Source organism: Peribacillus sp. NPDC094092 (genome assembly GCF_050279365.1).
In the GTDB taxonomy this organism is placed as follows: Bacteria; Bacillota; Bacilli; order Bacillales; family DSM-1321; genus Peribacillus.
Genome location: NZ_JBNNUC010000001.1, coordinates 626,259 through 651,131, shown reverse-complemented (window position 1 = coordinate 651,131; position 24,873 = coordinate 626,259). Strand labels below are relative to the sequence as shown.

The following is a 24,873-nucleotide window of genomic DNA, read 5'->3' as shown; positions in this document are numbered from 1 at the left end:
CTTGCCAAACAGCAAGATAGTTTAATATGTATTTTAGAAGGGCGGTTGTGAACAATGGATTTTTCGTTTTCAATTCCAACGAGAGTTGAATTCGGCTCTGGAATATGCTCACGAATAGGAGAGATATTAAAGCCTTATGTGAAACAAAAAGTTCTGGTAGTCAGCGATTATGGAGTAAAGCAGGCAGGGATTTTGAAGAAAGTTGAGGAGTCGCTTAAGCATTACAAAATTAGTTATGAGGTTTTTGATAAAGTAGAAGCAAATCCCAGTACACAAATTTTGGCACAAGGAATTGAATTCTTGGAGATGCATCAATGTGATTCTGTTTTAGGAGTAGGTGGAGGAAGTAGTATTGATACGGCAAAGGGAATTGCAGCAATGGCCACAAATCCGGGAAGTATCCTGGATTATGAAGGAATCGATAAAATCAAAAATCAGCCCCTTCCGATTCTAGCAATACCTACGACATCAGGAACTGGAGCAGAAGTGACGGCATCGACTGTTTTCACTAACAAAGATACATTATTTAAAACGGTGATTATGAGTAAGTATTTATTTCCAAAAGTAGCTATATTAGATCCGTTGCTTACAATAACGCTGCCTTCATCAATTACGGCTGCAACAGGTATGGATGCTCTTACACATGCAATCGAATCGTACACGTCAAAAAATTCGAACTTTGTGAGTAAATCATTGGCGATTGAGGCAATTAAGCTAATTGGAGAAAGTTTATTGAATACTTATTACGTTGGAACCGATGTCAACAGCAGGGGGAAAATGCTTGTGGCATCGATGTTGGCAGGAATGGCCTTCTCTCAATCCCGTTTAGGTAATGTGCATGCCATTTCTCATACCTTTGGGGGGATTTTTAATATCCCACATGGGATTGCAAATGCAACATTACTTCCGTATGTAATGGAATTCAATGTACTTGCTTGTCCTAATGAAATGAAGGACATTGCAATTGCGCTTGGAGCAGATACATCTGAATTAACACTGGAAAAGGCTGCTGAACAGGCTATTACAGAAGTAATTAAGATTAATAAGGCGATTGGGATTCCGAATACAATCAAAGAGCTCGGGGTGGATTTAGAGTTGCTGCAACGAATGGTTGATGATTCGATGAGAAGTCCAAATACTATATCAAATCCACGAATTACAACAGCAGATGATATAAAACAAATTATCGAAAGTGCGTACCACGGTAGCTTTCAAAAGATAAACTTTATAGAAAAAGGGAGAGAATATGATGTTTCACGAAATGAGAACGTACACAATTAAAGTAGGAAAAGTACATGAATACTTAGAGCATTTTGAGAAGGTTGGATTGCCAATTATCTCGAAATATACAACATTAGTTGGTTGGTGGTATACGGATATCGGGGAATTAAATCAAATTATTCATATTTGGAAATATGAAAGCCTTGATCAAAGAGCGGAAAATAGAAAAGCACTTTATCGTGATGCTGATTGGTTAGAAAAATTTGTCCCGATAGCTTTCCCAATGTTAGAAAAACAAGAATCTAAATTAATGTATGCAGCTGATTTTTCTCCAATTAAGTAACTAATAAACTTTCTTGTTAATTCTCCGGATATGCATGTGTAAAGTTGGAGAATTTGATTCCAGCTAGAGATAATGAAGTTATAAAGGTTACTACGCGTGTTTTCTATGGGGAGTTGGGATCATTATACCTAAAAAGGCGGGATGAAATATGACAACAACTGTTGAAATAAAAACATACTATAATTTTATAAATGGCGTATGGGCTCCTTCGGTATCCAACGAAATAAATAAGAGTTTGAATCCTGCAGATAAAAATGATGTTATTGGCTACGTACAAAAATCAAATGAAGAAGATTTAAATGAAGCAGTGCAGGCAGCAAAACAGGCAAAAGAGGCGTGGCGTAAACTTTCTGGTTCGGAGCGTGGCGAATATTTATATAAAGCAGCCCATGTTCTTGAAAAGCGAATCGATGAAATAGCAAAATGTGCCACTCGTGAAATGGGCAAAACACTCGCAGAAACCAAAGGGGAAACAGCGAGAGGTATTGCTATTTTAAAGTATTACGCAGGGGAAGGTATGCGTAAAGTGGGTGACGTCATTCCCTCAACGGATAGTTCAGCCCTTATGTTTACTACGCGTGTACCACTCGGTGTTGTAGGTATTATTTCACCGTGGAATTTCCCGATTGCTATTCCGATCTGGAAGATGGCACCTGCTCTTGTCTACGGAAATACAATTGTTGTAAAACCGGCTAGTGAAACGGCTGTCACCTGTGCAAAAATAATTGAGTGCTTTGAAGAAGCTGGATTCCCGGCGGGGGTCGTTAATATGCTAACGGGACCGGGAAGCATAGTTGGTCAGGGAATTGCAGACCATGAGGATATCAACGGTATTACATTTACAGGATCCAATGGGGTCGGTAAACAAATTGGTCAGGCTGCACTGGCACGCGGTGCGAAATACCAGCTTGAAATGGGTGGTAAAAATCCCGTAATCGTTGCAGCGGATGCGGATTTGGAACTAGCTGTAGATGCGGTTATTGCTGGTGCTTTCCGTTCAACGGGTCAAAAGTGTACTGCGACAAGTCGTGTTATCGTATCTTCTGAAATCTATGAAGAATTCAAGCAGATTCTTGTTAAAAAAACAAAAGAAATCACTATTGGTGATGGTTTGGACAGTGACACATGGATGGGACCTTGCGCGAGTGAAAACCAACTCAATACAGTTCTTTTCTATATTGAAAAAGGTTTGGAAGAAGGAGCCACTCTTCTAACTGGTGGAAAACGCGCGAAAAAAGGTATTCAGGCGAATGGCTATTACGTAGAACCAACTATTTTTGACAACTGCACACCGGATATGGCCATTGTGCAGGAGGAAATTTTCGGTCCCGTGATTGCACTGCTGAAAGCTGAGTCGGTAGAAGAAGCCCTTCAACTGGGGAACAATGTAGAGTATGGCCTCAGTGCTTCCATTTTCACGACGAACATTCAGCACCTGCTGTCATTCATTAATGACATGGAAGCCGGATTGATTCGTATTAATTCAGAAAGTGCAGGTGTTGAACTGCAGGCTCCATTTGGCGGTATGAAAAATTCAAGCTCCCACTCGCGTGAACAGGGCGAAGCGGCGAAAGAATTTTTCACATCCATCAAGACAGTATTCATTAAATAAAACATTTGTAGGGGAAGCTGGAAAAACAGTTTTTATAAAAACAAGTACGCCTCTTTGAATATAGTTGCAAGGAAGCTGCACGGAAAGCAGCGAAGAATATGGAATGTCGGAGATTTTGATAGAAGTAATTATAATAAAAAAATGAACTATTTCTCGCTATTCTAGCCTGTATACTGAATCTCTATTTTTAGAGACAATGTTGCAGGTTTTTTTACCATTAATGGAATTGGGGATTATGTAGGTTAATCGTCTGTGGGAAGAGAAAAAGCCACTTTTTAATTGGAGGTTTGTTTTATGTGGATCATCACGCTCTATTCAGAAGGAAATATTTCGATGTTTGAATTTACCACAGAAGAAAAAGCGAGGGAAGCTTTCAATAGTATCCACGGCTGCAAAATTCTTTCTGAAGTTATTTACTTTAATGATTTTTGTTTTATTAACTGAAAGGAAAACGAGATCATAATCTTATAGACAAGATTACATTTAAGTAAGAGGCAAGAACGGCATCATCAAGTTATAAGTGCAATGACGAAGTTGAATGGTCCTCTCAACCTGTTGATTGAGATTAAAAAGATTATGTTATAGCAAAGCCTTTAATACAAAAAGAAATGCTCTTGTGTAGTTTCTGCCCTAAAACTAAATTAAGAAAAATAGTAAAAGGAGAGTGGAATATGGATTTGAACCTGCAGGGAAAAAACGCGCTTGTTATCGCCTCAAGTCAAGGACTTGGAAAAGCTGTAGCCCAACATTTGGTCCAAGAAGGTGTAAATGTTATGATTTCCGGTCGTGACGAGGAAAAGTTACAAAAGGTACAGAAAGAACTACAGCAATTGGGTAAAGGGCAGGTCGCTTACCATCGTTCCGATATTACGAAGGTGGAAGATATAAGTTCATTAGTACAGAAGACTCGCAAAGAATATGGCCATATTGATATTTTAATTAATAATGCAGGTGGGCCTCCAGGAGGAAATTTTGAACAGATTTCTGATGAAGATTGGCAGAAATCATTCGAATTGAACCTCTTTAGCTATATTCGGATTATTCGTGAAGTGCTCCCAGACATGAAGAAGGGAGGCGGAAGAATTATTAATATTGCATCCACCTCCATTAAGCAGCCGATTCCAGGGCTCATTCTCTCTAACACATTCCGCTTAGGAATCGTTGGTTTGTCTAAAACACTTTCTGTAGAACTGGCACCTTATAATATTTTAATTAATACGGTTGCACCAGGCAGAATTGCAACAGAAAGAACGAACCATATTGATCAGATGAATGCTGATAAACAGGGGATATCCCGAGAAGCAGCAGCAGAACAGTCGAAAAAGACTATTCCTCTGGAACGGTATGGCACACCTGAAGAATTTGCAAAAGTCGTAACTTTTCTTGTATCAGAGGCAAGCACATATATTACGGGTAGCTCTTTACTTGTCGATGGTGGGATGGTTACATCAATATAGATTAACCCATATATGAATGAAGGCCTTAACAATTTTCAGAATAAGAAGAGCAAACAAATGCCATTAGAAATTCGCATTATGAAACTTGGAATTGAAGAAATTGTACCATCTATAACCCATGCTATGTTAATCAATGCGGGGAACGTTATGGATAAAGGAGAAAAAAGGGACGTATTAACCGAATCATTATTGGACGAGACCTTTCGTGTCCCAGTAAAAGTAGAATGGGAGAATGAACGTCCCTGGATCCGGATAAAATCCCCCTCGGCGAATTCATACTTTCAAATACACGAACCTTCAAAAGTTACCAAAAACATTAACGAAAGAGGAAATCCTTAGAGAAGAAATTAAATACAAAGAAAAACTTGTTCCAGAGCCTATAGGTTAAATTTAAATTAAATAAAAAAAGCTGACCGATACAGGTCAGCTTTTTCCTTACTCTAAATTGTTTTTAATTAAAAGATTACAGCTAAAATGAACCAAATCATCATCAACAATTGAATCAATATTTTGGCTAAGCTGCCACCTAAAAAGCCAATAATGGTAGCAAATCCAACTTTAGTAGCCTTCATCATATCTTTATGTATGATTAATTCCGTAACAAGGACCGCTAAAAATGGAACAAGAATAATTCCAAAAGGAGGGAAGAGAAATGAACCAACAATCGTAGCAATAGCTGCTATTGTCTCGGATGTTTTCGAACCTCCATATTTCTTAACAAAGTAACTGTTCGCAATAATATCTGCCGCGATTAATACACCGCTTAACACCACCATACTGAACCAGAACCATAATGATAACGCATCCGAATTAATGAGAAATTGATAGACTGCAAATCCACCCCATATGGCCACAACCGAAGGGATGATAGGATAGACAATTCCTACAAAACTTAAAGCGAACAAGAGAATAGTTAATCCCCACCATAAAATATCCAATAAAACTCCACCTTTTCATACTTACGTATCATTTATCTACTAAATTATATTTCTATTTAGTGACAATAACAAATTTATTCTTTTTTTGTATATAAAAAGAAGCAGACTTAAGACTTCACTTTTTATATACAAAAGCACTGTTATGATAAAAATTATAAATTCATTAAATGCTCAAAACGAATATAAATACTAGCACTAAAGGTAGGGGTGCAAATTTTAACATTTTAAAATAAGAGCATTTCTTTGTAATGAGAAATGCTTTTACTTTTATCAAAATTAAAAGGGTATAACAATAATAATATAATTAAAAACGATATGAATTTATTGTAAAACGATAAAATATGTGTTAAAGTCATTTTATTATTAAATCAGTGAGGTGCTAAATGAATGTTAAACAAGGTTCAACCACTTTCTTAAAGGTAATTATTTTTCTGGCTGGAATTGCAGTGCTTACTTTGTGTATTTATTGGATGCCTGTGTTAACCATTAGAGATGTAAAAGCACATCCAGGCGGGGATTACTCGCTATATCCCCTTTTAGTATGTGCGTATGGAATCTGTATTACATTTTCTTTTACGCTGTATCAAGTATATAAATTATTAACCTATATCGAAAGGAACAACGCTTTCTCCGAGTTATCTCTTAAATCTTTGAAGGTTATAAAAAAATGTGCTTTTACAGCCATTTTCTTCATTGTGTTAATGATATTAAGCTTAAAGGTGATTTCTAAAATCACAGGAGATGACCCAGCAGGTCCTATATCACTAAGTCTAATGGGTATTTTAGCAACAAGTATCATCGCAGCCATTGTGGATGCACTTCAAAAGCCATTAAAAAATGTCCCAGATATTAATTCAAAAAATGAATAACGGTTTGAGAAAATTTAATTAATGAGGTACTTTTTATGAAACAAATTACGACACTCTTTTTAAAGCTAGCTGTTATTTTTAGGAATCCCAGTTCTTGCATTGTGCATATTTTTAGTGCCCCATATGGCGAATTTCGCAGCAAAATTGTATCAAAATATTGTCCCAATGAAATATCTCGTTTTCATCGTGATGTATGGAGCGGCTGTGCCTTTTTACTTTGCTCTCTATCAGGCTTTCAATCTTTTACGGTACATTGACGAGAGCACAACGTTCTCGGAATTATCTGTAAAGGCCTTAAAGAACATAAAGTGCTGCGCGATTACAATCAGTGGTTTGTATGTATTAGGTTTGCCACTCTTTCATTTTATAGCGAAGAAAGTTGACCCTCCTATTGAATTAATGGGACTCATCATCATTTTTGCTTCGTTGGTTATCGCCGTTTTTGCTGCTATACTTCAACGGCTTCTACAAGAAGCGCTTAACATAAAATCAGAAAATGATTTAACGGTCTGAGGTGGAGGATATGGCAATTATTATTAATATTGATGTGATGTTAGCAAAACGAAAAATGAGCGTAACGGAGCTTTCTGGGAGGGTTGGAATTAGTATGGCGAATCTTTCCATTCTGAAAAATGGGAAAGCAAAAGCGGTTCGTTTTTCAACAGTCGATAGAGATTTAAGGGATAGCCATTAAGCCATCCCTACTTTGCGTTTATTGATGTTATTTACTCAGAGAATTCCATTGAGAATTTCATTGATATTAGTGACAAAAAACATGATGTGATTTGCAATGTTTGCACCTCAAAAGGGAACCCGTTAAGAAAATCTTCTCCTTTTTTAATCCTTTTCATGATAATTGGTTCTTCTCTCTCCCGGCAGTTTCGCAGCCTATTTAGCCTTCTCTTGCTCAGGGTTTGTATAGAGGGCAGCCGTTGTGGTCGACGTCTGACCGAGTTGAGTCATCAACATTAAATTCGTCCCATATGTATGCCTCAGTTTGTATGGGGACATGAATTTATTGGAGTTAAAGGCCTTCGTGTATTTCTTTACTAGTGCCTCGATGCGCGGTTGGAATAAGTAGTTTTCTGCATGATTAGTGTATGATCTGATTTACTCAAACTAATATTTTATTTGGTAACTTTACACTATTTTTCAAGACACCAATGTTAGAGACTTCGATTTCAATCTGATCGCCATCTAATAAGGTAAAGTCATTTGGTGGAATAATACATGTACCAGTCAATAATACAGTACCGTCAAAAATTTCATTGTCGCGTATGAGGAAGGATATTAATTCATTAAATTTTCTTTTTAATTGCTTAGTATTCGCTTTTCCCTCTACTTTAAGCTCGTCATTGCGGTAGATTCGGCATGTGATGTCAAAATTGTAGGGATCTTCCACGCACTCTGCAAGTAGAATTGCCGGTCCAATGGAACATGAATTTTTCCACATTTTTGCTTGTGGTAGATATAGAGGGTTCTCTCCTTCAATGTCACGGCAGCTCATATCATTTCCAATCGTATATCCAAGGATTTCACCATCTCGATTAATGATAATGCCCAATTCTGGCTCAGGAATTTGCCAATTAGAATCACTGCGTATATAAACTTCCTGTCCTGGACCAACCGTACGAGCAGCCGTAGACTTAAAGAAAATTTCTGGCCGTTCAGCCTCATATATCTTGTCATAGAAAGTGGTTGCATCAAGCTTTCCGCCTGTTGCCTCATAGTTACGTGCATCGCGGCTGCGTTCATATGTAACACCGGAAGCCCATACTTCTTCAGCTTCGATAGGAACAAGCAACGATAAATCTTCTACAGAGTATGAAATTGGTTTTGACTTGGAGATGGTGAATTTTACAAAAGAGAGTGGGGAAACATTTTGTTCGTTTGCCTGTTGGATTAATTCAATCAATCCTGCTTGAGGGAGAGGGTATACTTTTCCCTCAGTTGTAACAGCTCCTAGAGTTGTTTTTGAATGCTCATTTAAATATCGGATAATACGCATAAAAATCGCCTCCTATTGTTTTGTATTATAAAACTGAGTTTTTGTTTATAGCCAAAAGAGAGGGGAACACCTCTATGAAATTGGTATCCCATTTCCCATTTGTTCTGATAATTGGAAAGCTGCCTGTTTCAGTTGTTCAATAAAAATTTCCAGCTGAGCCTCATCTATATGACCTATAAGTGTAGAAAGGCTAATTGCTGCAATAACTTTATTCTCATGATTTCGAATAGGTGCTGCAATACAGCGAACACCTGGCTCGTTTTCCTGATTATCAACTGCGTAACCTTGAGATTGAACTTGTTGAAGCTCACGCAAAAATTCAGATTCACCTGTAATGGTGAATTCAGTTTGTTTAATATAGTCATATCCATTTAGAATTTGTTTAATTTCATCCTGATCTTTAAAAGCTATTAAAGCTTTACCGACAGCGGAGCAGTGAAGTGGAATTCGTTTCCCTATTTTTGAATAAAGAATAACAGCCATAGGACCTTCAACTTTATCAATATAAACTCCCTCTTTGCCGTCTAGTATAACCAAGTGGGCAGTCTGTCCGGTTTTTACCGATAAGTCCATTAAATATCTTTTTGATAAATCTCTAACGTCTAAAGACTGAATGACATAGTTTCCTCTTTCAAAGAGCTTCATTCCCAATCCATACTTCCCATTTTCAGGATTTTGACGGATATAACCATGAATTAAAAGCGTTTTCAATAAAGAATGAACAGTGCTTTTGTGGAGTCCTAACTGATTACTTATATCTGTTATTTTCAATTCTGCTGTATGTTCGTCAAACAAATCAAGAATACGAAGAGCACGATCTACTGATTGAATAACAGGCATGAATTTCACCTACTTGTTTTAAATTATAAAACCTATTTTTACTATTACAAACATTCTTGCAATTCAAATATAATACTAGTTTTTTTAAAATGTCAAGAAACATAATAAAAGATATGGATATCTTTTATCCAAAGAAAAATTATAAAGAATTCATTTATCATTCTCATTCTATAAAGCGTATTTATTAAGCGATGCACGTATCTACGTAAGATTTATAAGAGTTAATATCTTGTATGGAAATTAGAATTTTTTTAGGATTATACCTTCTGTTATTAAAACAATTAGATTTCTTACGTAAATTTGAGTAAATTGTAGAGGTTTCCTGTAAATAACTGAAATCTTACTCTATAATTGGCTTTGAAAAGTTGATTGACTTTTCAGAAAAAATATGATTATTTTAAATGGCAACCAAAGTTTAACATAGATAAACAAGGTTTTATAATATCAAACTAAGGGGAGGCTTTTATAGAGAATATAAAAAGACAAACAGTCCTAAGAATATTCAATATTTCAGATATAAGATTGAAATAGCAGTAGGCTAGCATGATAGTAATGGCTATAAATTCAGGTTGGAAATTAGCAGATAATTATGTGAGCAACATAAAAATATTTCTTTTTTTGAAATATAAAAACTTATTAACGGAGGACTACATATGTCATTGCAATCGATATTTGGCGAAGAGGATGCATCTTTATACAAAGTTCAAACTCATTCAAAAGGGGCAGATGGTTCACTCCCGCTTACATCAGAAATGTTACTAGATTCACCAAGTGGTGACCTTTTTGGATTATCCCAAAATGTTGGAATGGGATGGGCACCTTCAAACCTCCTTGGAAAACAAGTTCTAATCCTCGGTACTCAAGGTGGAATCAGGAATCATGATGGCACTCCAATTGCATTAGGCTATCATACTGGCCATTGGGAAATAGGTTTATTAATGAAGGCGTCAGCTGAAGAGATTAGTAGACAAGGAGGAGTTCCTTTTGCAGGGTTTGTAAGTGATCCATGTGATGGTCGTTCTCAAGGAACTGCCGGTATGTTTGATTCCCTTCCTTTTCGAAACGATGCAGCCATAGTCTATCGAAGATTAATTCGTTCATTGCCTACGCGTCGTGCAATTATTGGGGTAGCTACATGTGATAAAGGTCTTCCAGCAATGATGGTAGCCCTGGCGTCCATGCACGACTTGCCAACTATCATTGTCCCTGGAGGTGTTACTCTTCCGCCTACAAATGGAGAAGACGCAGGAAAGATTCAAACAATTGGGGCAAGATACGCCAACAACGAAATTACTTTACAAGAAGCAGCCGATCTCGGGTGTCGTGCTTGTGCTACACCGGGTGGAGGCTGTCAATTTCTTGGTACAGCTGGCACCTCACAAGTAGTTGCTGAAGCCATTGGAATGGCTTTACCTCACTCGGCACTAGCACCTTCAGGTCAGCCAATCTGGATGGAGATGGCTAAGCAATCAGCACGTGCAGCTTTAGAATTGGAGAAGAAAAAGTTATATACCAAAGATATTATTACGGATAAAGCGATAGAAAATGCTATGGTGATTCACGCCGCTTTCGGAGGTTCAACAAATTTATTACTTCATATCCCAGCAATTGCTCATGCAGCTAATTGTAAGATCCCGACAGTTGAAGATTGGACTAGAATCAATAAGAGGGTTCCTCGCTTGGTCGATGTACTGCCAAATGGTCCTGTTGGTCACACAACCGTTAAGGTATTCCTGGCTGGGGGGGTTCCAGAGGTTATGCTACATCTAAGAAAATTAGGTGTCTTGCATGAAGATGTACTAACCGTTACCGGAGAAACCCTCGGTGCAAACCTCGATTGGTGGGAAAAATCAGAAAGACGTGCAATGATGAAAAAGCAATTGTTAGAAAATGATGGAATTAATCCTGAAGATATTATCATGGATCCAGTCAAAGCAAAAGAAAAAGGTCTAACTTCTACAGTTACATTCCCAAAAGGAAATATTGCTCCTGAGGGTTCAGTAATTAAATCAACTTCTATTGATCCATCTGTGGTAGGAGAAGACGGAGTGTATCGGCATACAGGAAAAGCAAAAGTCTTTACTTCAGAAAAGACAGCTATAAAAGCTATTAAAACAGGGGGCATTGAAGCAGGAGATATAATGGTAGTCATGGGCGGTGGTCCTTCAGGAACCGGGATGGAGGAAACATATCAACTAACATCGGCATTAAAACATTTGTCTTTTGGCAAACATGTCTCCTTAATTACAGATGCGCGTTTTTCGGGTGTTTCGACAGGCGCATGTATTGGACATATTGGACCTGAGGCATTGGCCGGGGGAGCAATTGGGAAATTGCGTGATGGAGATGTGATTGAAATCATTGTTGACCGCAATCAGTTAGTGGGTTCCGTTAATTTTGTTGGAACTGAGAATGAAAGACTTTCTTTAGAGAAAGCAACGAATGTCTTGAAAGAACGTGACATTCATCCAGACCTCAAACCGGATCCCGGTCTTCCGGATGATACTCGTTTATGGGCTGCGCTTCAATCAGTAAGTGGAGGAACTTGGCGCGGAAACATCTATGATACAGATCGAATTATTGAAGTTCTAAATGCGGGCGTAAAAGCATTAGGTGAAGAAAAAACATTAGTTCAAAAATAACCTATAATGGCATCACTTTAAAGCACATTTAAGACGTTACTTTTTTCATTCATAGTTTATTCTCCCATTTTAATTAAATAGTAGTGTACGATGAAAATTTAGTAATGGCTTCAAATGAAAGCGATTTCTATTTTGCGTTTTTTCAAATAATTGCACTTTATGACTAGTAAACAAAATAGCATAAGCATCCTAGAGTTACTTACTAATTAAAATATAAGGTCAGTATTTTTATAAGTTGAGCAAAAAGAAATATTTTAATTATTTTTTTGGAGGTTTATTATGCCATTACTTATAGTAGCGATTGGGATTATCCTGTTGCTAATTTTGATTACTGGATTCAAATTGAATACATTTGTTTCATTAATTATTGTATCTTTTATAGTCTCTTTAGCACTTGGGATGCCGCTGGAAAATGTTGTTGCATCAATTGAAGGCGGATTAGGGGGTACACTTGGTCATATCGCTTTAATATTTGGACTTGGTGCAATGCTTGGTAGGTTAATTGCTGATGCAGGGGGAGCCCAGCGTATTGCAATGACCTTAATTAACAAGTTTGGAGAAAAAAGAATTCAGTGGGCTGTTGTAGTTGCTTCGTTTATTGTGGGTATAGCACTATTTTTCGAAGTAGGCTTAGTTTTATTAATTCCGATTGTATTTTCAATTGCGAAAGAATTAAGAGTTTCTATTTTGCACCTAGGTATTCCCATGGCTGCAGCCTTATTAGCAACTCATAGTTTCTTACCCCCACATCCAGGGCCAACAGTAATAGCTGGTGAATATGGTGCAGATATTGGCATGGTTTTACTATACGGTATTATTGTCGCAATACCGACTGTCATTATAGCAGGCCCTCTATATACTAAGGCTGCTAAAAAAGTTGTACCTGATGCATTTAACAAAACAGGTAATATAGCTTCTTTAGGCGAACAAAAAACATTCCAGCTTGAAGAAACACCAGCTTTCGGTATAAGTGTACTGACTGCAATGTTCCCCGTTTTATTAATGGCTATATCTACAATTATTGATATAATTCAAAAATCAGCAGGGTTTGAAGGGAATACATTATTAGAAATTGTCCGTCTTATAGGAAACCCTTCGTCTGCAATGTTGATCTCTTTATTTCTTGCATTCTATACAATGGGAATAGCAAGAAATACTCCAATAAAAGAAGTGATGGATTCTTGTACATCAGCAATTGCAGCAATTGGTATGATGCTATTAATTATTGGTGCTGGGGGTGCTTTCAAGCAGGTACTGATTGATGGTGGTGTAGGGGATTATGTAGCGGAATTATTTACAGGAACTTCAATGTCACCTATCATACTTGCTTGGTTGGTTGCTGCGATATTACGAATATCTTTAGGATCAGCCACAGTTGCAGCTATGTCCACTGCAGGATTAGTTATTCCAATGCTGGCTCAATACGATGCTAATTTGGCTTTGGTAACCCTTGCAACTGGAGCAGGCAGCTCAATTTGCTCGCATGTTAATGATGCAGGATTTTGGATGATTAAAGAATATTTTGGGTTAAGCATGAAGGAAACGTTTTCAACATGGACAATACTTTCCACTATTACTTCTATAGCAGGATTAGGGTTTATTTTATTATTAGATGCATCTTTTATTATTTCGGGAGCATTAATAGTTCTCATTAGTATAGTAGCCATATATTTCAGTATGTTTGACCGATTCAAGGATAAAAGAAACGCTTTGGGGAATATAAAGGCATAAAAACCTTTGGAAAACAAGGGGACGGATAGAGACCAGTGATAAAGTCTATTTAAATAGAAATGGAAGTTGAAAACCTACTAATTATGTAAGGCGGGGGGAAGAATTGCTTGTGATGATTGAAGAGCAGCTAAATAAGTTTTTATAAAAAGATTTGCTCGATCAAGCAATTTCCGGAAGATTTACATTATAGTAGGTTTTTTCGAGGTCCTCAGTGAGAGGGCTTTTTTTATTGCAATTATAAGAAATGTTTTTTCCGTTCTTGTCAGGTTAAGAAATTCTTCCCATTGACTAGCTGATCGAATGCCATCTAAGTATAAGCCATCAGGAACATCATCTAGATGGTCATCGATGTGAAGTAAAACAGAATCAGGACCGATGTTACCATCGGGAATAGCGGCATTTGAACAGTGCAGGTACCCAGTGATGAAGCAGGAAATTGTATTTTAAGGGTTAAAAGACACTTAGAGTTTACAAGAGTGTTTTTTTGTGCTGTAATCCGCCGAATTATCTAAATTTTCCAAAATTATAATTGACCATACCGGGAAGGCTGATTTAGAATTGATATGTATATGAAATAATGTTTTATATATAAAACAAAAATAAGGAGGAATAGTAATATCTTTGTATGGACAATTTTCAATTGAACTAAAAATTGATTTAGGAGGGTAAGTAATATGTTTAAGAAAAAATTGGCGTTCGTTCTGCTTTGCTTGGTGTTTATAGTATCCGGATGCAGTTCAAGTGAGGAAACAACTACGGAAAATAAGGGGAATTCAGGAGGGAAAGCGGTTAAGCTTACTTTTACGGAACCTGCACGGTTATTGTCAGTTGCCCCTTTGTATGTAGCGATTGAGCAAGGTTTTTTTGAAAAAGAAGGAATTGAAGCTGAGATTGTATCTGGTGGAGGAGGAGCACAAGTCATCGCTTCTGTATTATCGGGGGAAGCACAGTTTGCGGTCTCAGGTCCTCGAAGCATGTTCACTCCTCTTGACAAAGGTGAAGATTTATTGGCGATTCAATCTTTAAATTCAGCACTAACCTATCAAATTACTCTCTCTAAACAATATCAAAAGAAAAAGAATGTTTCTAAAGACTCATCATTTGAAGATAGAGTTGCTTCATTGAACGGCGCAACTATCGGTACAAATCTTGTTGGCGATTCTGGAGACGTATACACCCGATATTTAATGCAAATGCATGGTGTTGATCCCAATACCCTTAAAGCAGTCAAATTAGCTGGAGATGGACCGAAGATTGGCGGTATGCAGGAGGGGGTTGTTGACGGGGGAATAGCTTCACCTCCAATGGGTTTACAAGCGGAAAGTAAAGATGTTGGTGAAATTGTAATCAATACAAGTGAAGAGCCGATGTATGGGAATATGGTCTGGGAAGCTGTTTTTGCTAAAAAAGAATATTTAGAAGAAAATCGCGAAACATCTTTGAAAGTAGTTCGGGCAATAGGGAAAGGTATGGAATTCACACGTAATAATCCAAGAGAGGCAGCTGAATCAATCGAATCTTATTTTGATGGAATTGATGTTGATATTCTAGAGGAATCAATTATCGGATTGAAAAACACTTTTAAAGGTTATGGAGAAATGAATCAAGAAGCTTGGGATAATGCCCAGGATCCATTAGTTGAGTTTGGCAAGTTGTCAGGCGTTTCTACTAAACAGGATACAACTGAAGATGTTATTTGGACAAATAGTTATATAGAAGAAGCTTTTAAAAAATAATTAGATAGAAGGGAGATGATAGTCAAGATGGAAAATGCACAACTGGAAAAGTTTAAATTGTCCACTCATTTTTTGGATGTTACTTATGTGAACAATAAAACCGGTGCAGAAGTGATTGCCCTGCAGAATATAAACTTAAATATCAAAGATGGTGAATTTATATGTATTGTAGGGCCGAGCGGCTGTGGTAAAACCACTTTTTTAAATACTGTCGTTGGATTACTGAAGCCAAGTAAGGGAGAAATTCTATTAGATCAGAAAAAAATTGATGGTCCCGGCAAGGACAGGGCAATGGTTTTTCAAAACCCTAGTCTATTACCTTGGAGAACAGTTTTGGAAAATGTTATCTATGGAGTTGAACTGCAAAAGCAAGTAACACCAGAGAAAAAGAAAGAGGCCAAAGAATTTATTGAAATGGTCGGTTTAAAAGGTTATGAAAATCATTATCCCCACGAATTGTCAGGAGGAATGCAGCAAAGGGTAAACTTGGCTCGGGCATTAACGGTTAACCCGTCATTAATATTACTGGATGAACCATTTTCCGCATTAGACGCACAAACCAGGGAGTTCATGCAAGGTGAGTTACTTAGAATATGGGATGAGACAAAAAAGACAAGTCTTTTTATTACACACCAAATTGATGAAGCGGTATTTTTAGCTGATCGAGTTTTTGTTTTTGGGGCAAGACCAGGACGTGTCGTGGAGGTTGTGGATGTTGACATCCCTAGACCGAGAAATCTCCATGTGAAGCGTAGCCCGGAATTTTTAGAGTTTGTCGATCATATATGGTCCATCATTGAACAGGAGTCTTCAAAACAAGGTTTCGATAATAAAGAAAAATAATAAAGGGAAAGGAGAATAATATGACGAAGGGGACTATCCAACTAACACAATCAAAGCACAAGATAAAAAAGGCGAAGAAAATAAAAAAAGAAAAGAAGTCATTTTTCATCAGTGTTGCTTCTGTTTTCATATTCCTGTTGCTTTGGGAAGTTGCTTCTCAAAATGAATGGATAAATCCATTGTTCATTAGCTCACCAATTGAAATTGCACAAGCGGCAGTTATAATGATTCAAGAAATTTCTTTTTGGGAAAATATGAAAGTAAGTGGCTACGAATTTATTGCAGGCTTTGTTTTAGCCATACTTATTGGAATTCCAATTGGTGTGTTATCGGGCTGGAATTCAAACTTTAATGCAGTCGTTAACCCCTTCATTTCAGGATTATATGTAACGCCTAAAGTCGCCCTTTTACCAGTGATCATAATTGCATTCGGAATAGGACCAGCATCAAAAATCGTTATAGTATTTTTGATGGCCTTCTTTCCAATAGTGATGAGCGCTCAAAAAGCTATGTTAACATTAGATCAAAACTTAATAAAAGCAGCCAGAACATTTAGTGCAAGTGAATTTCAAATTTTTAAAACGATTGCTTTGCCTTCGACGGTACCATTCCTTTTGAACGGTATTCGCTTAGGAATAGGTCAAGGACTAATTGCTGTAGTTGTAGGTGAATTATTCGCTTCGACAGCTGGTATCGGATATCAATTGACAAGCAATGGCCAAAATCTACAAACAGATCGTATGTTTGTTGGAGTGTTGGTCATTACGATTACGGGAATCATTCTTACTTCATTATTAGGCATTATTGAAAGACGCTTTTCATCTTGGAAACCAGATAATAGTTAATTAAATTTACACTTTAAAGTTTTTATTGCAGTATTGCTGCACAAAACTGTTACAGTTTAAAAACCTCGAGAATATTCCAGGTAAGCTTAAATTTGGAAAAGGTAATTGTAAACGAGTTTGTATACAAAAGGGGTTCCTTCTGAATTTTTAAACAAAGTTGATTGGATCGGAAGGTAAGAGACTCCACGGGAAAAGCGCGTCCAAGGGAGACCCCACAGGCGCCAAGAGCGCCGAGGAGGCTCCCGGACCGCCCGCGGAAAGCGAGTGCCTGGAGTGGAAATCAACGTTCATATTTTACACACCCTCAAAAAAAGTAGGTAATCTTAATATCGAGTTTGTCTATAGTCTGAACAAAAGGTGCTTCTTATACGAAGCACCTTTTGTTCAGCATGATATTCAAACCTAATCCACCTTTAAATGAAGATTTCCAATTCAATCCCATATGGAATAGAATTTCTTCAGCGATATTACATCCCAGAATGTACACATATTCGTTATTTTACTGTTCCACTTCACAGCGAGATAGAAAATTTATTGAAGTTATCCTGTATCCATGATACCTTCAGTTTATAGTGAATGGTTGGGAGGAATAGGTTTTGAACACGAAGGCATTTTTATTGGCATCTATTACAGTTATTATTTGGGGATCTACATTCGCCGCTATTCGTGCAAGCTTACATGGCGGGTATTCAGCCGGCCATTTGGTGCTTGTTCGTTATCTTATAGCATCAGGGATTTTTGTCCTTTATGCTCTATGGCCTGGGGTGAAATTTCGACTCCCGAAAAAAGACGATTTGTTGAGGATATCGATCCTTGCATTTATTGGTATTAGTATTTATCATATCGGGGTGACATTCGGGGAACAAACCGTTTCGGCGGGAACGGCTGGAATGCTGATTGGTTCAGCACCTGTCTTCATCGCGATCATTGCTGCGTTCGTGTTAAAAGAACGCCTCGGCCTATTCGGATGGATTGGTTTGGGCATAGGATTCACAGGGATCACCTTAATAACATTAGGTACTGCAGGACCTTCCCTGAATATTTCTGAAGGGGCCTTTTTAGTGCTAATGTCTGCTATTGCTTCTGCGGTGTTTTTTGTTTTCCAAAAGCCACTTTTTAGCCGCTATAATCCGATTGAATTGACAGCTTATTTCACATGGATCGGTACAATACCCTTTTTCATATTTTTTCCTGGGTTATTTCAAGAAATTCAACACGCTACAATGGAAGGTCATTTATCAGCGATTTTTGTTGGTATTTTCCCTGCGGCCATCGGTTATGTAACTTGGGCAGTCGCACTATCATTAGGAAAAGCCAGTTCCGTGTCCAGTTTGTTATACCTTGAACCTGTGATTGCCATTTTCGTCGCTTGGGTTTGGCTGCGGGAAGTGCCTAGTCCTCTTTCAGTCATGGGCGGAGGAATTGCAATATTAGGGGTTCTTGTCGTTAATGGGTTTGGAAAGTATAAGTCAGTAATGAAAAAGGCAGCATGATCGTTTTTAATCGAACTGGAAAAAATCGAAGCATTTTAAATTCATCATGAAGAATGAACGTTTATCCATCTTGAACGAATCAACATATAGGAGTGCACCCAATAAAGGAATTCACCCAGGTTGCTAAGATCAATCAGTTACACCTGGGATTTTTCCTCCTTTATATAATTACTTAAAATTAAATCTATTTTTAAAGTCCCAATCCAGTTTAAATGAATTATTTTCACCTGTTAAAAATTTAAAATCCATATAGGATTTTTCTTTTTTAGACATTTCGTCGACAAATGGCGAATAGGTACGGAATACCAATACATTTTCCTTTTCATTAAACTCTACAAGTCTTAGCCAGCCATTTCCCCCTCGATAATTCGTTTGGTAATTGACCAGCATTTGAATGACATCATTTCCTGCTGAATTTTGTTTTACCCGATGTGCTAACCCGAAATAATGTCCATTAACCGTCATGAATACTTGATTGTGGTCCTTTACAAGTTCATCCCAAATCAGCCGGCCATTAGACGACTCGACGGCGAGAGTTTTATCATCCTTAAGCCTTGGAAAGATAATATCATGTGAGACGAGGATTGTCGGTTTATCTTTATGCTGCTCTAGAACCTTTTTTGACCATTCCAGGTCTTTATGCAGATTTTTCATATCCACTATTAAGACTATGTATTCATAACTTCCTGCCTTAACGATTGCATATGAGCTATATCCAGAGGGAGACGACCCCTTATAGTATTTTTTATTCAAAAAGCGATCCGGCCCATAATGTGTTAGGAAAGGGTCACCGGCCGCATAGTCATGATTCCCTGCCGCCATCATATATGGAACTTCCTTTTTATCCAAAAGGGAAATGGCCCCGAGGGAATTCTGCCATTGTTTTTCTGAATCATTATCGACAATGTCCCCAACAAATGTATTCATGATAATATTGTTTTTCTTGGCGTTATTGGAAATCCAGTTCATTTGGCTATAGAAAATCTCTGGATTTTGGCTTGAATATTTCTGGGTATCTGGTACAAAAAGAAAATTATAATTCTTTTTATTCGTTAGAAACGGTAAAGCTTTGTTTGATCCTTCAAATGGTTTATCGTCACGGGCATCCTGCACAAGCCATTCTTTTTCGGTTAAAGCCTTTTTAGCAATTCGTATTTCCTGGATATTCCCTTTGAATAGTGCATTAAACTTATTTCCCCACTCAGATGCTCCGATGTTCCAGCCTTTTCCTTTAACTGCAGCAATACCTATTACTTTTTCTGACTTTCCGTAATCACTTATGCCATTCAAAGTTAAAGCCGTCGTGTTACCATCATTAACAACTGCCAAGTGGTACCATTCATCAGCGTTTAAAGATCGAGACCAATTGCTTACATTATAATTTAAATTTGATGGGTGACTTGTCCAGTGGATTTTTTGATCACTGGATACAGTTAAAGCAGAAAGGACTTTCTTCTCGCCTTCCATTTTATTAAGATCGGCAGCCTGTCCTTGTCTAGAAAAAAGTCCCATGACACTCTTGGAATCACTTGGCAGCTTAAAAATCGCTTCAATGGTAAAACCCTTATCGAATTTCTCCGAATTGATGGGTGCATTCTTGTTGGTTTTGAAATACCTGCCTGAAGGGGCGTTTTCGTAATTAGCGAACTCCAGGCTAGCCACTTTTTCTTGATCATGATAATCTTCTTCAGACCATTGAATCATATTTTTTAATTCAGGCGAGGCAGGATCGCCTATCGTCACCAACTCTAAATCATTTCCATGTTTGCTTGTATCTTCTATAATTAAATTACCTTTATCGATTGAACCGCTTTTAACATGTTGTTTTGTGAATTTCCAATTTGCTACGATATTGCTTCGATTATTTTCAGCAACGGAATCAGCCGATTTGGCAATACCAGGAACAACTATACATAAGAGTGAGAGACCTATTAATGCTTTTTTCATTCTCATAAAACATTCACCCCATTAAATTTTGATTAAGACACATTTATCCTTTTTATTACCTGGATTAATTTGTAGCGAAAATAAGCCTAGGTAGATTCCGTATAGCTGCAATATGGTATAGTTTGCTTATCTTCTCGATAACTTATTAAGGATGAGTAAAAAAGACTTATTCTTTTAAAGGAAATCAGGATATAAGTCCTAATGTGTAAAATTTATCTTATTGAAATCTGAGATTGAAACTAATTGTCAATGCAGTAATTTGAACTTAAGATGGGGGAGGAAAACAATTGGAGTTAATGGACAAGACGAAGAAAAAGCAAAAAAAGAGACAGCCATAAGCTGTCTTTTTTTCACCACCTACAAATCCAAGTCCAACCAAATCCGGGAACCCATACTCTCCTGCATCGTGGAACCCAGTGCCCGTGTTCCCAATGACCGCCACCATGTCCGCCACCATGTCCGCCACCATGTCCGCCGCCATGTCCGCCGCCATGTCCGTCCCATTGACCGCCGCCATGACCGCCACCATGTCCGTCCCATTGACCGCCGCCATGACCGCCACCGTGTCCGTCCCATTGACCGCCGCCATGACCGCCACCGTGTCCGTCCCATTGGCCGCCGCCATGACCGCCGCCGTGTCCGTCCCATTGACGGCCGCCCGGGCCCGGTATTCGTTCTCCATCTATATAATAAGGCACATTAGTAGGGTAATAAGGGTAATTATACATTCAAGAAATCCTCCTTTATTGTTTACCCTTTTAGACTATGTACAAAGGGGGGGATGTGTCCTTTATGGACAAAGATGGACGATGAAATAGGGCTGCCTATTTATTGTTGTCAAAATAGTATCATCGTACGATCTCTACATATATAAATGACTTGAGTGGTGCCGGTTTCAGCGAAACTGCCGTAAAGGAACCGATGCCTTCTGATGAATGGTTAAAAAGTGGGCCTGAAATGAACGTTGAAAATCGAATGACCATGTTTTTAATGATTTCAGCAGTAAAGGAAGCGAATTCTTTTAATGAAGAAATCAAGTGAATGGAAAAAGGCGTTTCTACGAATGTAGGGGCGCCTTTTAGTTATGATCATTATTTCTTTATACAATAGCGTTGATTAATGGCTTTAATTAGGTAATGATTAAAACAGTAACGTATTGGAAAAGGGGACTTTGGAGGAGGAAAATTCGATGGGGAAGGCATTTCCGCTTATTGAAACACGACGATTGATTTTAAGGGAAGTAACAATAAAAGATGCGGATGATATGTTTAAATATTTATCTGATATGGATGTAGTGAAGCCAATGGGATTAGATCCGTGCCAAACTGTAAATGACGTATGGGATGAAATTAAGTGGTACGAAACTATACTCCAGGAAGGTACGGGAATCAGATGGGGGATTACATTAAAAGATTCCGGTAAGGTTATAGGAAGTTGCGGTTTTCTGAATATGGTCACCAAACATCATCGAGCGGAAATTGGATATGAATTAAGTAAAGATCATTGGGGGAAAGGCATTGCTAGTGAAGCGTTGGAAGCCGTTGTTATGTATGGTTATCGCCACTTTCACCTGGAACGGATAGAAGCTTTAATTGAACCAGATAATCACCCATCCCAAAAACTCGTGGAAAAACAAGGATTTAGAAGAGAAGGATTGCTAAGGCATTATGAATATACTTGTGGCAAATTCGACGATTTATATATGTACTCACTCATAAAAGAAGATCTAAATGGCATTTCCTTTAATTCTTTATCATGATTTTAAAAGAAAATTTGGTTATGTTTTTACTTTTGATGGTTTATAAAATTTGAACGTAGGGTAATCACTTTCCGCGGTCGGTAGACTTTGCGCCTGGGGGTTTCCCTTAGACACGCTTTCCCCGCAGGGTCTCGAACACCAGATCCAAACAACTTTGTTTTGAAATTTAGAGTGAAACCTTTTTGTTCATAAACTGGTATTGGATTCTGAAATCAACTGAAACGTTTATACTGCAGGCAAACTCTCTTCTATTCGAGTTTGTCTACAGTCTTAGACCGCTAAAAAAGCGGTCTTTTTCTATAGCTGAAAATTTTATGAAAAACCATGTATGTACAAGAAATCTTAGTTTCTTATCTACTTGTATAATCTCTTTCAACTTTGCAAATTCGGGTTGAGTATGACGAGTACCAATCTTTCATCCCTTTTTCTTGTGCCTTTTTGTGAGCGGCATTTTCTTTCCATAGCTTTATGGCATCCAGGGATTTCCAATAGGATACGGTAATTCCTACTCCGTTTTGATCTCTTACACTTTCGACTCCTAAATAGCCATCTTGTTGAGCGGCAAGTTCATCCATGAGTTCTGCGGTTGAATTATAGCTTGCGGTATCCTTATCGCTTCTTTGAGAAGTGAAAATACAAGCGTAATAGGGTGGTTCGGGAGTTTTTTCAAGAAACATGAAATGATGCCTCCTTTTAACTTAATATTCAAAATAATACCACATAGGTGAGGACATGGATAGATGCCAGGCTTGATATACGCCAAGAAGAATAAGGAGTGAGAAGCACTGGCACTGAAATTCTTCGGAAGGGATTATATTCTTGATTCACGAATATATATTACTTTGCTGGTTTTTCAAAAAAAGGGATGGTTGGAGGGATGATTAAGTGGCGGAATTGGTATATCATGTAGCGGTTTCTTTGGACAATTTCATTGCCGATCAAGCAATGTTGGATGGGAATATCAATCAATCTTTTTTCTTATTTGAAGGAGATCATGTCCCGGACTTTTTATCCGATATTCAGCAATATGATGCGGTGTTGATGGGAAGTAAAACATATGAATTTGGATTTCAATTCGGAGCCAAACCTGGTGAACCGGGTTATAAGGGCTTGAAACATTATATATTTTCGAGCTCCCTTAAGTTTGAATCGAATGAGGAGGTAGAACTTATCGAAGGAAACGCCGTTGCGTTCATTGAAAACCTCAAGCAGCAAGGTGACGGAAAGCTATGGCTTTGCGGGGGCGGAGAATTGGCTGGAACGTTATTGAAACATAAACTCATTGATCAATTGGTATTGAAAGTGAATCCAGTCATAATCGGTGAGGGCATCCCTCTTTTCGGAAGCGTTAAGCCTAGTCTAAAATTGGATTTAGTTGAAATGAAGCAATATTCAAACGGAGTGATTAAACCTACATATAATATTATTTATACTTAGGAATACGGTGGAGGGATGTTATTACTTCATTTGGAAAGATGGTTAGGGCTGCTTTGGGGCAGCCTTTTTCTAATGAAATTCACTGGTCATTAAATGTGAAAAGAGAAAAAAATTAAAGAAAATTTATTAGAAATTTATTATTAACATATATCCTTTCAGTATCACTTGAAAGGAGTTTTTTTCTATGAGGAAATTGTTGAAAGTATCAAAGACTATATTTTTTATCTTCATTGCTATTATCATATTTGTATCAATAGCTGTTTTTATTTACGATAATTATCAAAAGGGCAAGGAATCATCATTCATTAGAGACGGAAGATCCGTTGATTTTAATAACAAAGAAATTAATGTATATACGGAAGGCAGCGGTGAGGATACTTACGTTTTTATGTCCGGTTCCGGGATTGCGGCTCCAGTTTATGAATTGAAAGGATTATATAGTAAGTTTGCAAAAGAAAATAAGATTGCAGTCATTGAAAGAGCTGGATATGGATACAGCGATGTTTTTCACGATGATAGGGATATTGATACAATATTGGAGCAAAGCAGGAAATCGTTGATGGAAAGTGGAAATACACCTCCTTATTATTTGGTTCCACACTCAATATCAGGTATCGAAGCTATTTACTGGGCACAAAAATATCCAAGTGAAGTAAAGGGAATCATTGCTTTGGATATTGGTTTACCGCACCAATATGTAACTCATAAAATGGGCATGGTAGATTCACTGACAGTAAGGGGAGTGAATATTTTAACGAAAATGGGTTTGCACCGCCTTGTTCCTTCTGCTGTTTATAATCCCGAAGTGATTCGGCAATCATTCTTAAGTGATCATGAAAAGGAATTGTATAAAGCACTATCATATAAACAGTTTTTTAATGATGATATGGAGCAAGAGCTTTTACAAAGTTACAGTAATGGGGAAAAATCAGTTAAATTACCGCTTCCAAAAGAAACACCCATTTTATTTTTAGATGCGATTGCCGATGAAAATAAGGATTCAAAATATACAAAACAAAAAAATGTAGACTATGAGGAGTTTGCACAGAAACTATTAAAAGCGGATGTAATAAAACTGAAGGGGACGCACAGCATCTATTTATATGCGCCAGATGAGATATATGATCTTGCCATGGAATTTATCAAATGAAT

At 37.7% G+C, this 24,873-nt stretch carries 21 protein-coding genes and 2 pseudogenes; 17 read left to right on the top strand and 6 right to left on the bottom strand.

Annotation, left to right across the window (positions count from 1 at the left end; translation table 11 throughout):
- Positions 1 to 54: 54 nt before the first annotated feature.
- The 5 genes from ACQKNS_RS03090 (at position 55) to ACQKNS_RS03070 (ending at position 4,972) form a co-directional block, all read left to right on the top strand.
- Complete coding sequence (locus ACQKNS_RS03090; protein ID WP_427641137.1) at positions 55 to 1,281, top strand: iron-containing alcohol dehydrogenase; 1,227 nt, start codon at positions 55 to 57, stop codon at positions 1,279 to 1,281.
- Positions 1,250 to 1,564, top strand: a complete 315-nt coding sequence (locus tag ACQKNS_RS03085) for an NIPSNAP family protein (protein WP_427641136.1) — start codon at positions 1,250 to 1,252, stop codon at positions 1,562 to 1,564. The genes ACQKNS_RS03090 and ACQKNS_RS03085 overlap by 32 nt, the downstream gene beginning before the upstream one ends.
- 148 nt (positions 1,565 to 1,712) lie before the next feature.
- Positions 1,713 to 3,176, top strand: coding sequence for an alpha-ketoglutaric semialdehyde dehydrogenase GucD (gene gucD / locus ACQKNS_RS03080; RefSeq protein WP_427641135.1), 1,464 nt, complete (start codon positions 1,713 to 1,715; stop codon positions 3,174 to 3,176).
- Positions 3,177 to 3,847: 671 nt separating this feature from the next.
- A complete protein-coding gene (locus ACQKNS_RS03075) occupies positions 3,848 to 4,633 on the top strand; it encodes an SDR family oxidoreductase (protein WP_427641134.1) in 786 nt (261 codons plus the stop codon).
- Positions 4,634 to 4,690: 57 nt separating this feature from the next.
- The gene (locus ACQKNS_RS03070; RefSeq protein WP_427641133.1) at positions 4,691 to 4,972 is read left to right on the top strand and encodes a hypothetical protein; all 282 of its coding nucleotides are present in this window, start codon (positions 4,691 to 4,693) and stop codon (positions 4,970 to 4,972) included.
- Between the two features lie 116 nt (positions 4,973 to 5,088).
- Here ACQKNS_RS03070 and ACQKNS_RS03065 read toward each other — a convergent pair whose 3' ends face one another.
- A complete protein-coding gene (locus ACQKNS_RS03065) occupies positions 5,089 to 5,571 on the bottom strand; it encodes a DUF456 domain-containing protein (protein WP_427641132.1) in 483 nt (160 codons plus the stop codon).
- Between the two features lie 383 nt (positions 5,572 to 5,954).
- Between ACQKNS_RS03065 and ACQKNS_RS03060 the strand changes: the two genes are divergently transcribed.
- The 3 genes and pseudogenes from ACQKNS_RS03060 to ACQKNS_RS03050 form a co-directional block, all read left to right on the top strand.
- A complete protein-coding gene (locus ACQKNS_RS03060; RefSeq protein ID WP_427641131.1) occupies positions 5,955 to 6,440 on the top strand; it encodes a DUF2975 domain-containing protein in 486 nt (161 codons plus the stop codon).
- Positions 6,441 to 6,475: 35 nt separating this feature from the next.
- Positions 6,476 to 6,953: pseudogene (locus ACQKNS_RS03055) on the top strand (DUF2975 domain-containing protein).
- Positions 6,954 to 6,963: 10 nt separating this feature from the next.
- Positions 6,964 to 7,110: pseudogene (locus ACQKNS_RS03050) on the top strand (helix-turn-helix domain-containing protein); the annotation flags it as partial.
- Between the two features lie 444 nt (positions 7,111 to 7,554).
- Here ACQKNS_RS03050 and ACQKNS_RS03045 read toward each other — a convergent pair.
- Both ACQKNS_RS03045 and ACQKNS_RS03040 read right to left on the bottom strand, forming a co-directional pair.
- Positions 7,555 to 8,448, bottom strand: coding sequence for a fumarylacetoacetate hydrolase family protein (locus ACQKNS_RS03045; protein WP_427641130.1), 894 nt, complete (start codon positions 8,446 to 8,448; stop codon positions 7,555 to 7,557).
- A gap of 72 nt (positions 8,449 to 8,520) precedes the next feature.
- Positions 8,521 to 9,288 carry an IclR family transcriptional regulator gene (locus ACQKNS_RS03040; protein ID WP_427641129.1) on the bottom strand — a complete coding sequence of 256 codons (768 nt, stop codon included), beginning with the start codon at positions 9,286 to 9,288 and terminating at the stop codon, positions 8,521 to 8,523.
- 653 nt (positions 9,289 to 9,941) lie between these two features.
- Here ACQKNS_RS03040 and ACQKNS_RS03035 point away from each other — a divergent pair.
- The 6 genes from ACQKNS_RS03035 to ACQKNS_RS03010 all read left to right on the top strand — a co-directional run bounded on the left by ACQKNS_RS03035 (position 9,942) and on the right by ACQKNS_RS03010 (position 18,578).
- Entirely contained in the window at positions 9,942 to 11,930 is a 1,989-nt protein-coding gene (locus ACQKNS_RS03035) for a YjhG/YagF family D-xylonate dehydratase (RefSeq protein WP_427641128.1), read from the top strand.
- A gap of 279 nt (positions 11,931 to 12,209) precedes the next feature.
- Positions 12,210 to 13,661, top strand: a complete 1,452-nt coding sequence (locus ACQKNS_RS03030; RefSeq protein WP_427641127.1) for a GntP family permease — start codon at positions 12,210 to 12,212, stop codon at positions 13,659 to 13,661.
- Positions 13,662 to 14,335: 674 nt separating this feature from the next.
- Entirely contained in the window at positions 14,336 to 15,397 is a 1,062-nt protein-coding gene (locus ACQKNS_RS03025; RefSeq protein ID WP_427641126.1) for an ABC transporter substrate-binding protein, read from the top strand.
- Positions 15,398 to 15,424: 27 nt separating this feature from the next.
- Complete coding sequence (locus ACQKNS_RS03020) at positions 15,425 to 16,240, top strand: ABC transporter ATP-binding protein (protein ID WP_427641125.1); 816 nt, start codon at positions 15,425 to 15,427, stop codon at positions 16,238 to 16,240.
- A 20-nt stretch (positions 16,241 to 16,260) separates the two neighbouring features.
- Positions 16,261 to 17,085, top strand: a complete 825-nt coding sequence (locus ACQKNS_RS03015) for an ABC transporter permease (protein WP_427641124.1) — start codon at positions 16,261 to 16,263, stop codon at positions 17,083 to 17,085.
- A 596-nt stretch (positions 17,086 to 17,681) separates the two neighbouring features.
- Positions 17,682 to 18,578 carry a DMT family transporter gene (locus tag ACQKNS_RS03010; protein ID WP_427641123.1) on the top strand — a complete coding sequence of 299 codons (897 nt, stop codon included), beginning with the start codon at positions 17,682 to 17,684 and terminating at the stop codon, positions 18,576 to 18,578.
- A 168-nt stretch (positions 18,579 to 18,746) separates the two neighbouring features.
- Here the strand turns inward: ACQKNS_RS03010 and ACQKNS_RS03005 are convergent, their stop codons facing one another.
- Both ACQKNS_RS03005 and ACQKNS_RS03000 read right to left on the bottom strand, forming a co-directional pair.
- A complete protein-coding gene (locus tag ACQKNS_RS03005) occupies positions 18,747 to 20,531 on the bottom strand; it encodes a LamG-like jellyroll fold domain-containing protein (RefSeq protein ID WP_427641122.1) in 1,785 nt (594 codons plus the stop codon).
- A 344-nt stretch (positions 20,532 to 20,875) separates the two neighbouring features.
- Entirely contained in the window at positions 20,876 to 21,253 is a 378-nt protein-coding gene (locus tag ACQKNS_RS03000) for a hypothetical protein (protein ID WP_427641121.1), read from the bottom strand.
- A gap of 461 nt (positions 21,254 to 21,714) precedes the next feature.
- Here ACQKNS_RS03000 and ACQKNS_RS02995 point away from each other — a divergent pair, with 461 nt between their 5' ends.
- Positions 21,715 to 22,284 carry a GNAT family N-acetyltransferase gene (locus ACQKNS_RS02995; RefSeq protein WP_427641120.1) on the top strand — a complete coding sequence of 190 codons (570 nt, stop codon included), beginning with the start codon at positions 21,715 to 21,717 and terminating at the stop codon, positions 22,282 to 22,284.
- A gap of 350 nt (positions 22,285 to 22,634) precedes the next feature.
- On the opposite strand, the gene ACQKNS_RS02990 is transcribed toward ACQKNS_RS02995, so the two are convergent.
- A complete protein-coding gene (locus ACQKNS_RS02990; RefSeq protein WP_427641119.1) occupies positions 22,635 to 22,961 on the bottom strand; it encodes an antibiotic biosynthesis monooxygenase family protein in 327 nt (108 codons plus the stop codon).
- 208 nt (positions 22,962 to 23,169) lie between these two features.
- On the opposite strand from ACQKNS_RS02990, the gene ACQKNS_RS02985 reads away from it, so the two are divergent.
- Positions 23,170 to 23,721 (top strand): dihydrofolate reductase family protein, encoded by a 552-nt coding sequence (locus tag ACQKNS_RS02985; protein ID WP_427641118.1) that lies wholly within the window; start codon positions 23,170 to 23,172, stop codon positions 23,719 to 23,721.
- 184 nt (positions 23,722 to 23,905) lie between these two features.
- Entirely contained in the window at positions 23,906 to 24,871 is a 966-nt protein-coding gene (locus ACQKNS_RS02980) for an alpha/beta fold hydrolase (RefSeq protein ID WP_427641117.1), read from the top strand.
- The last annotated feature ends 2 nt before the right edge of the window (positions 24,872 to 24,873 follow it).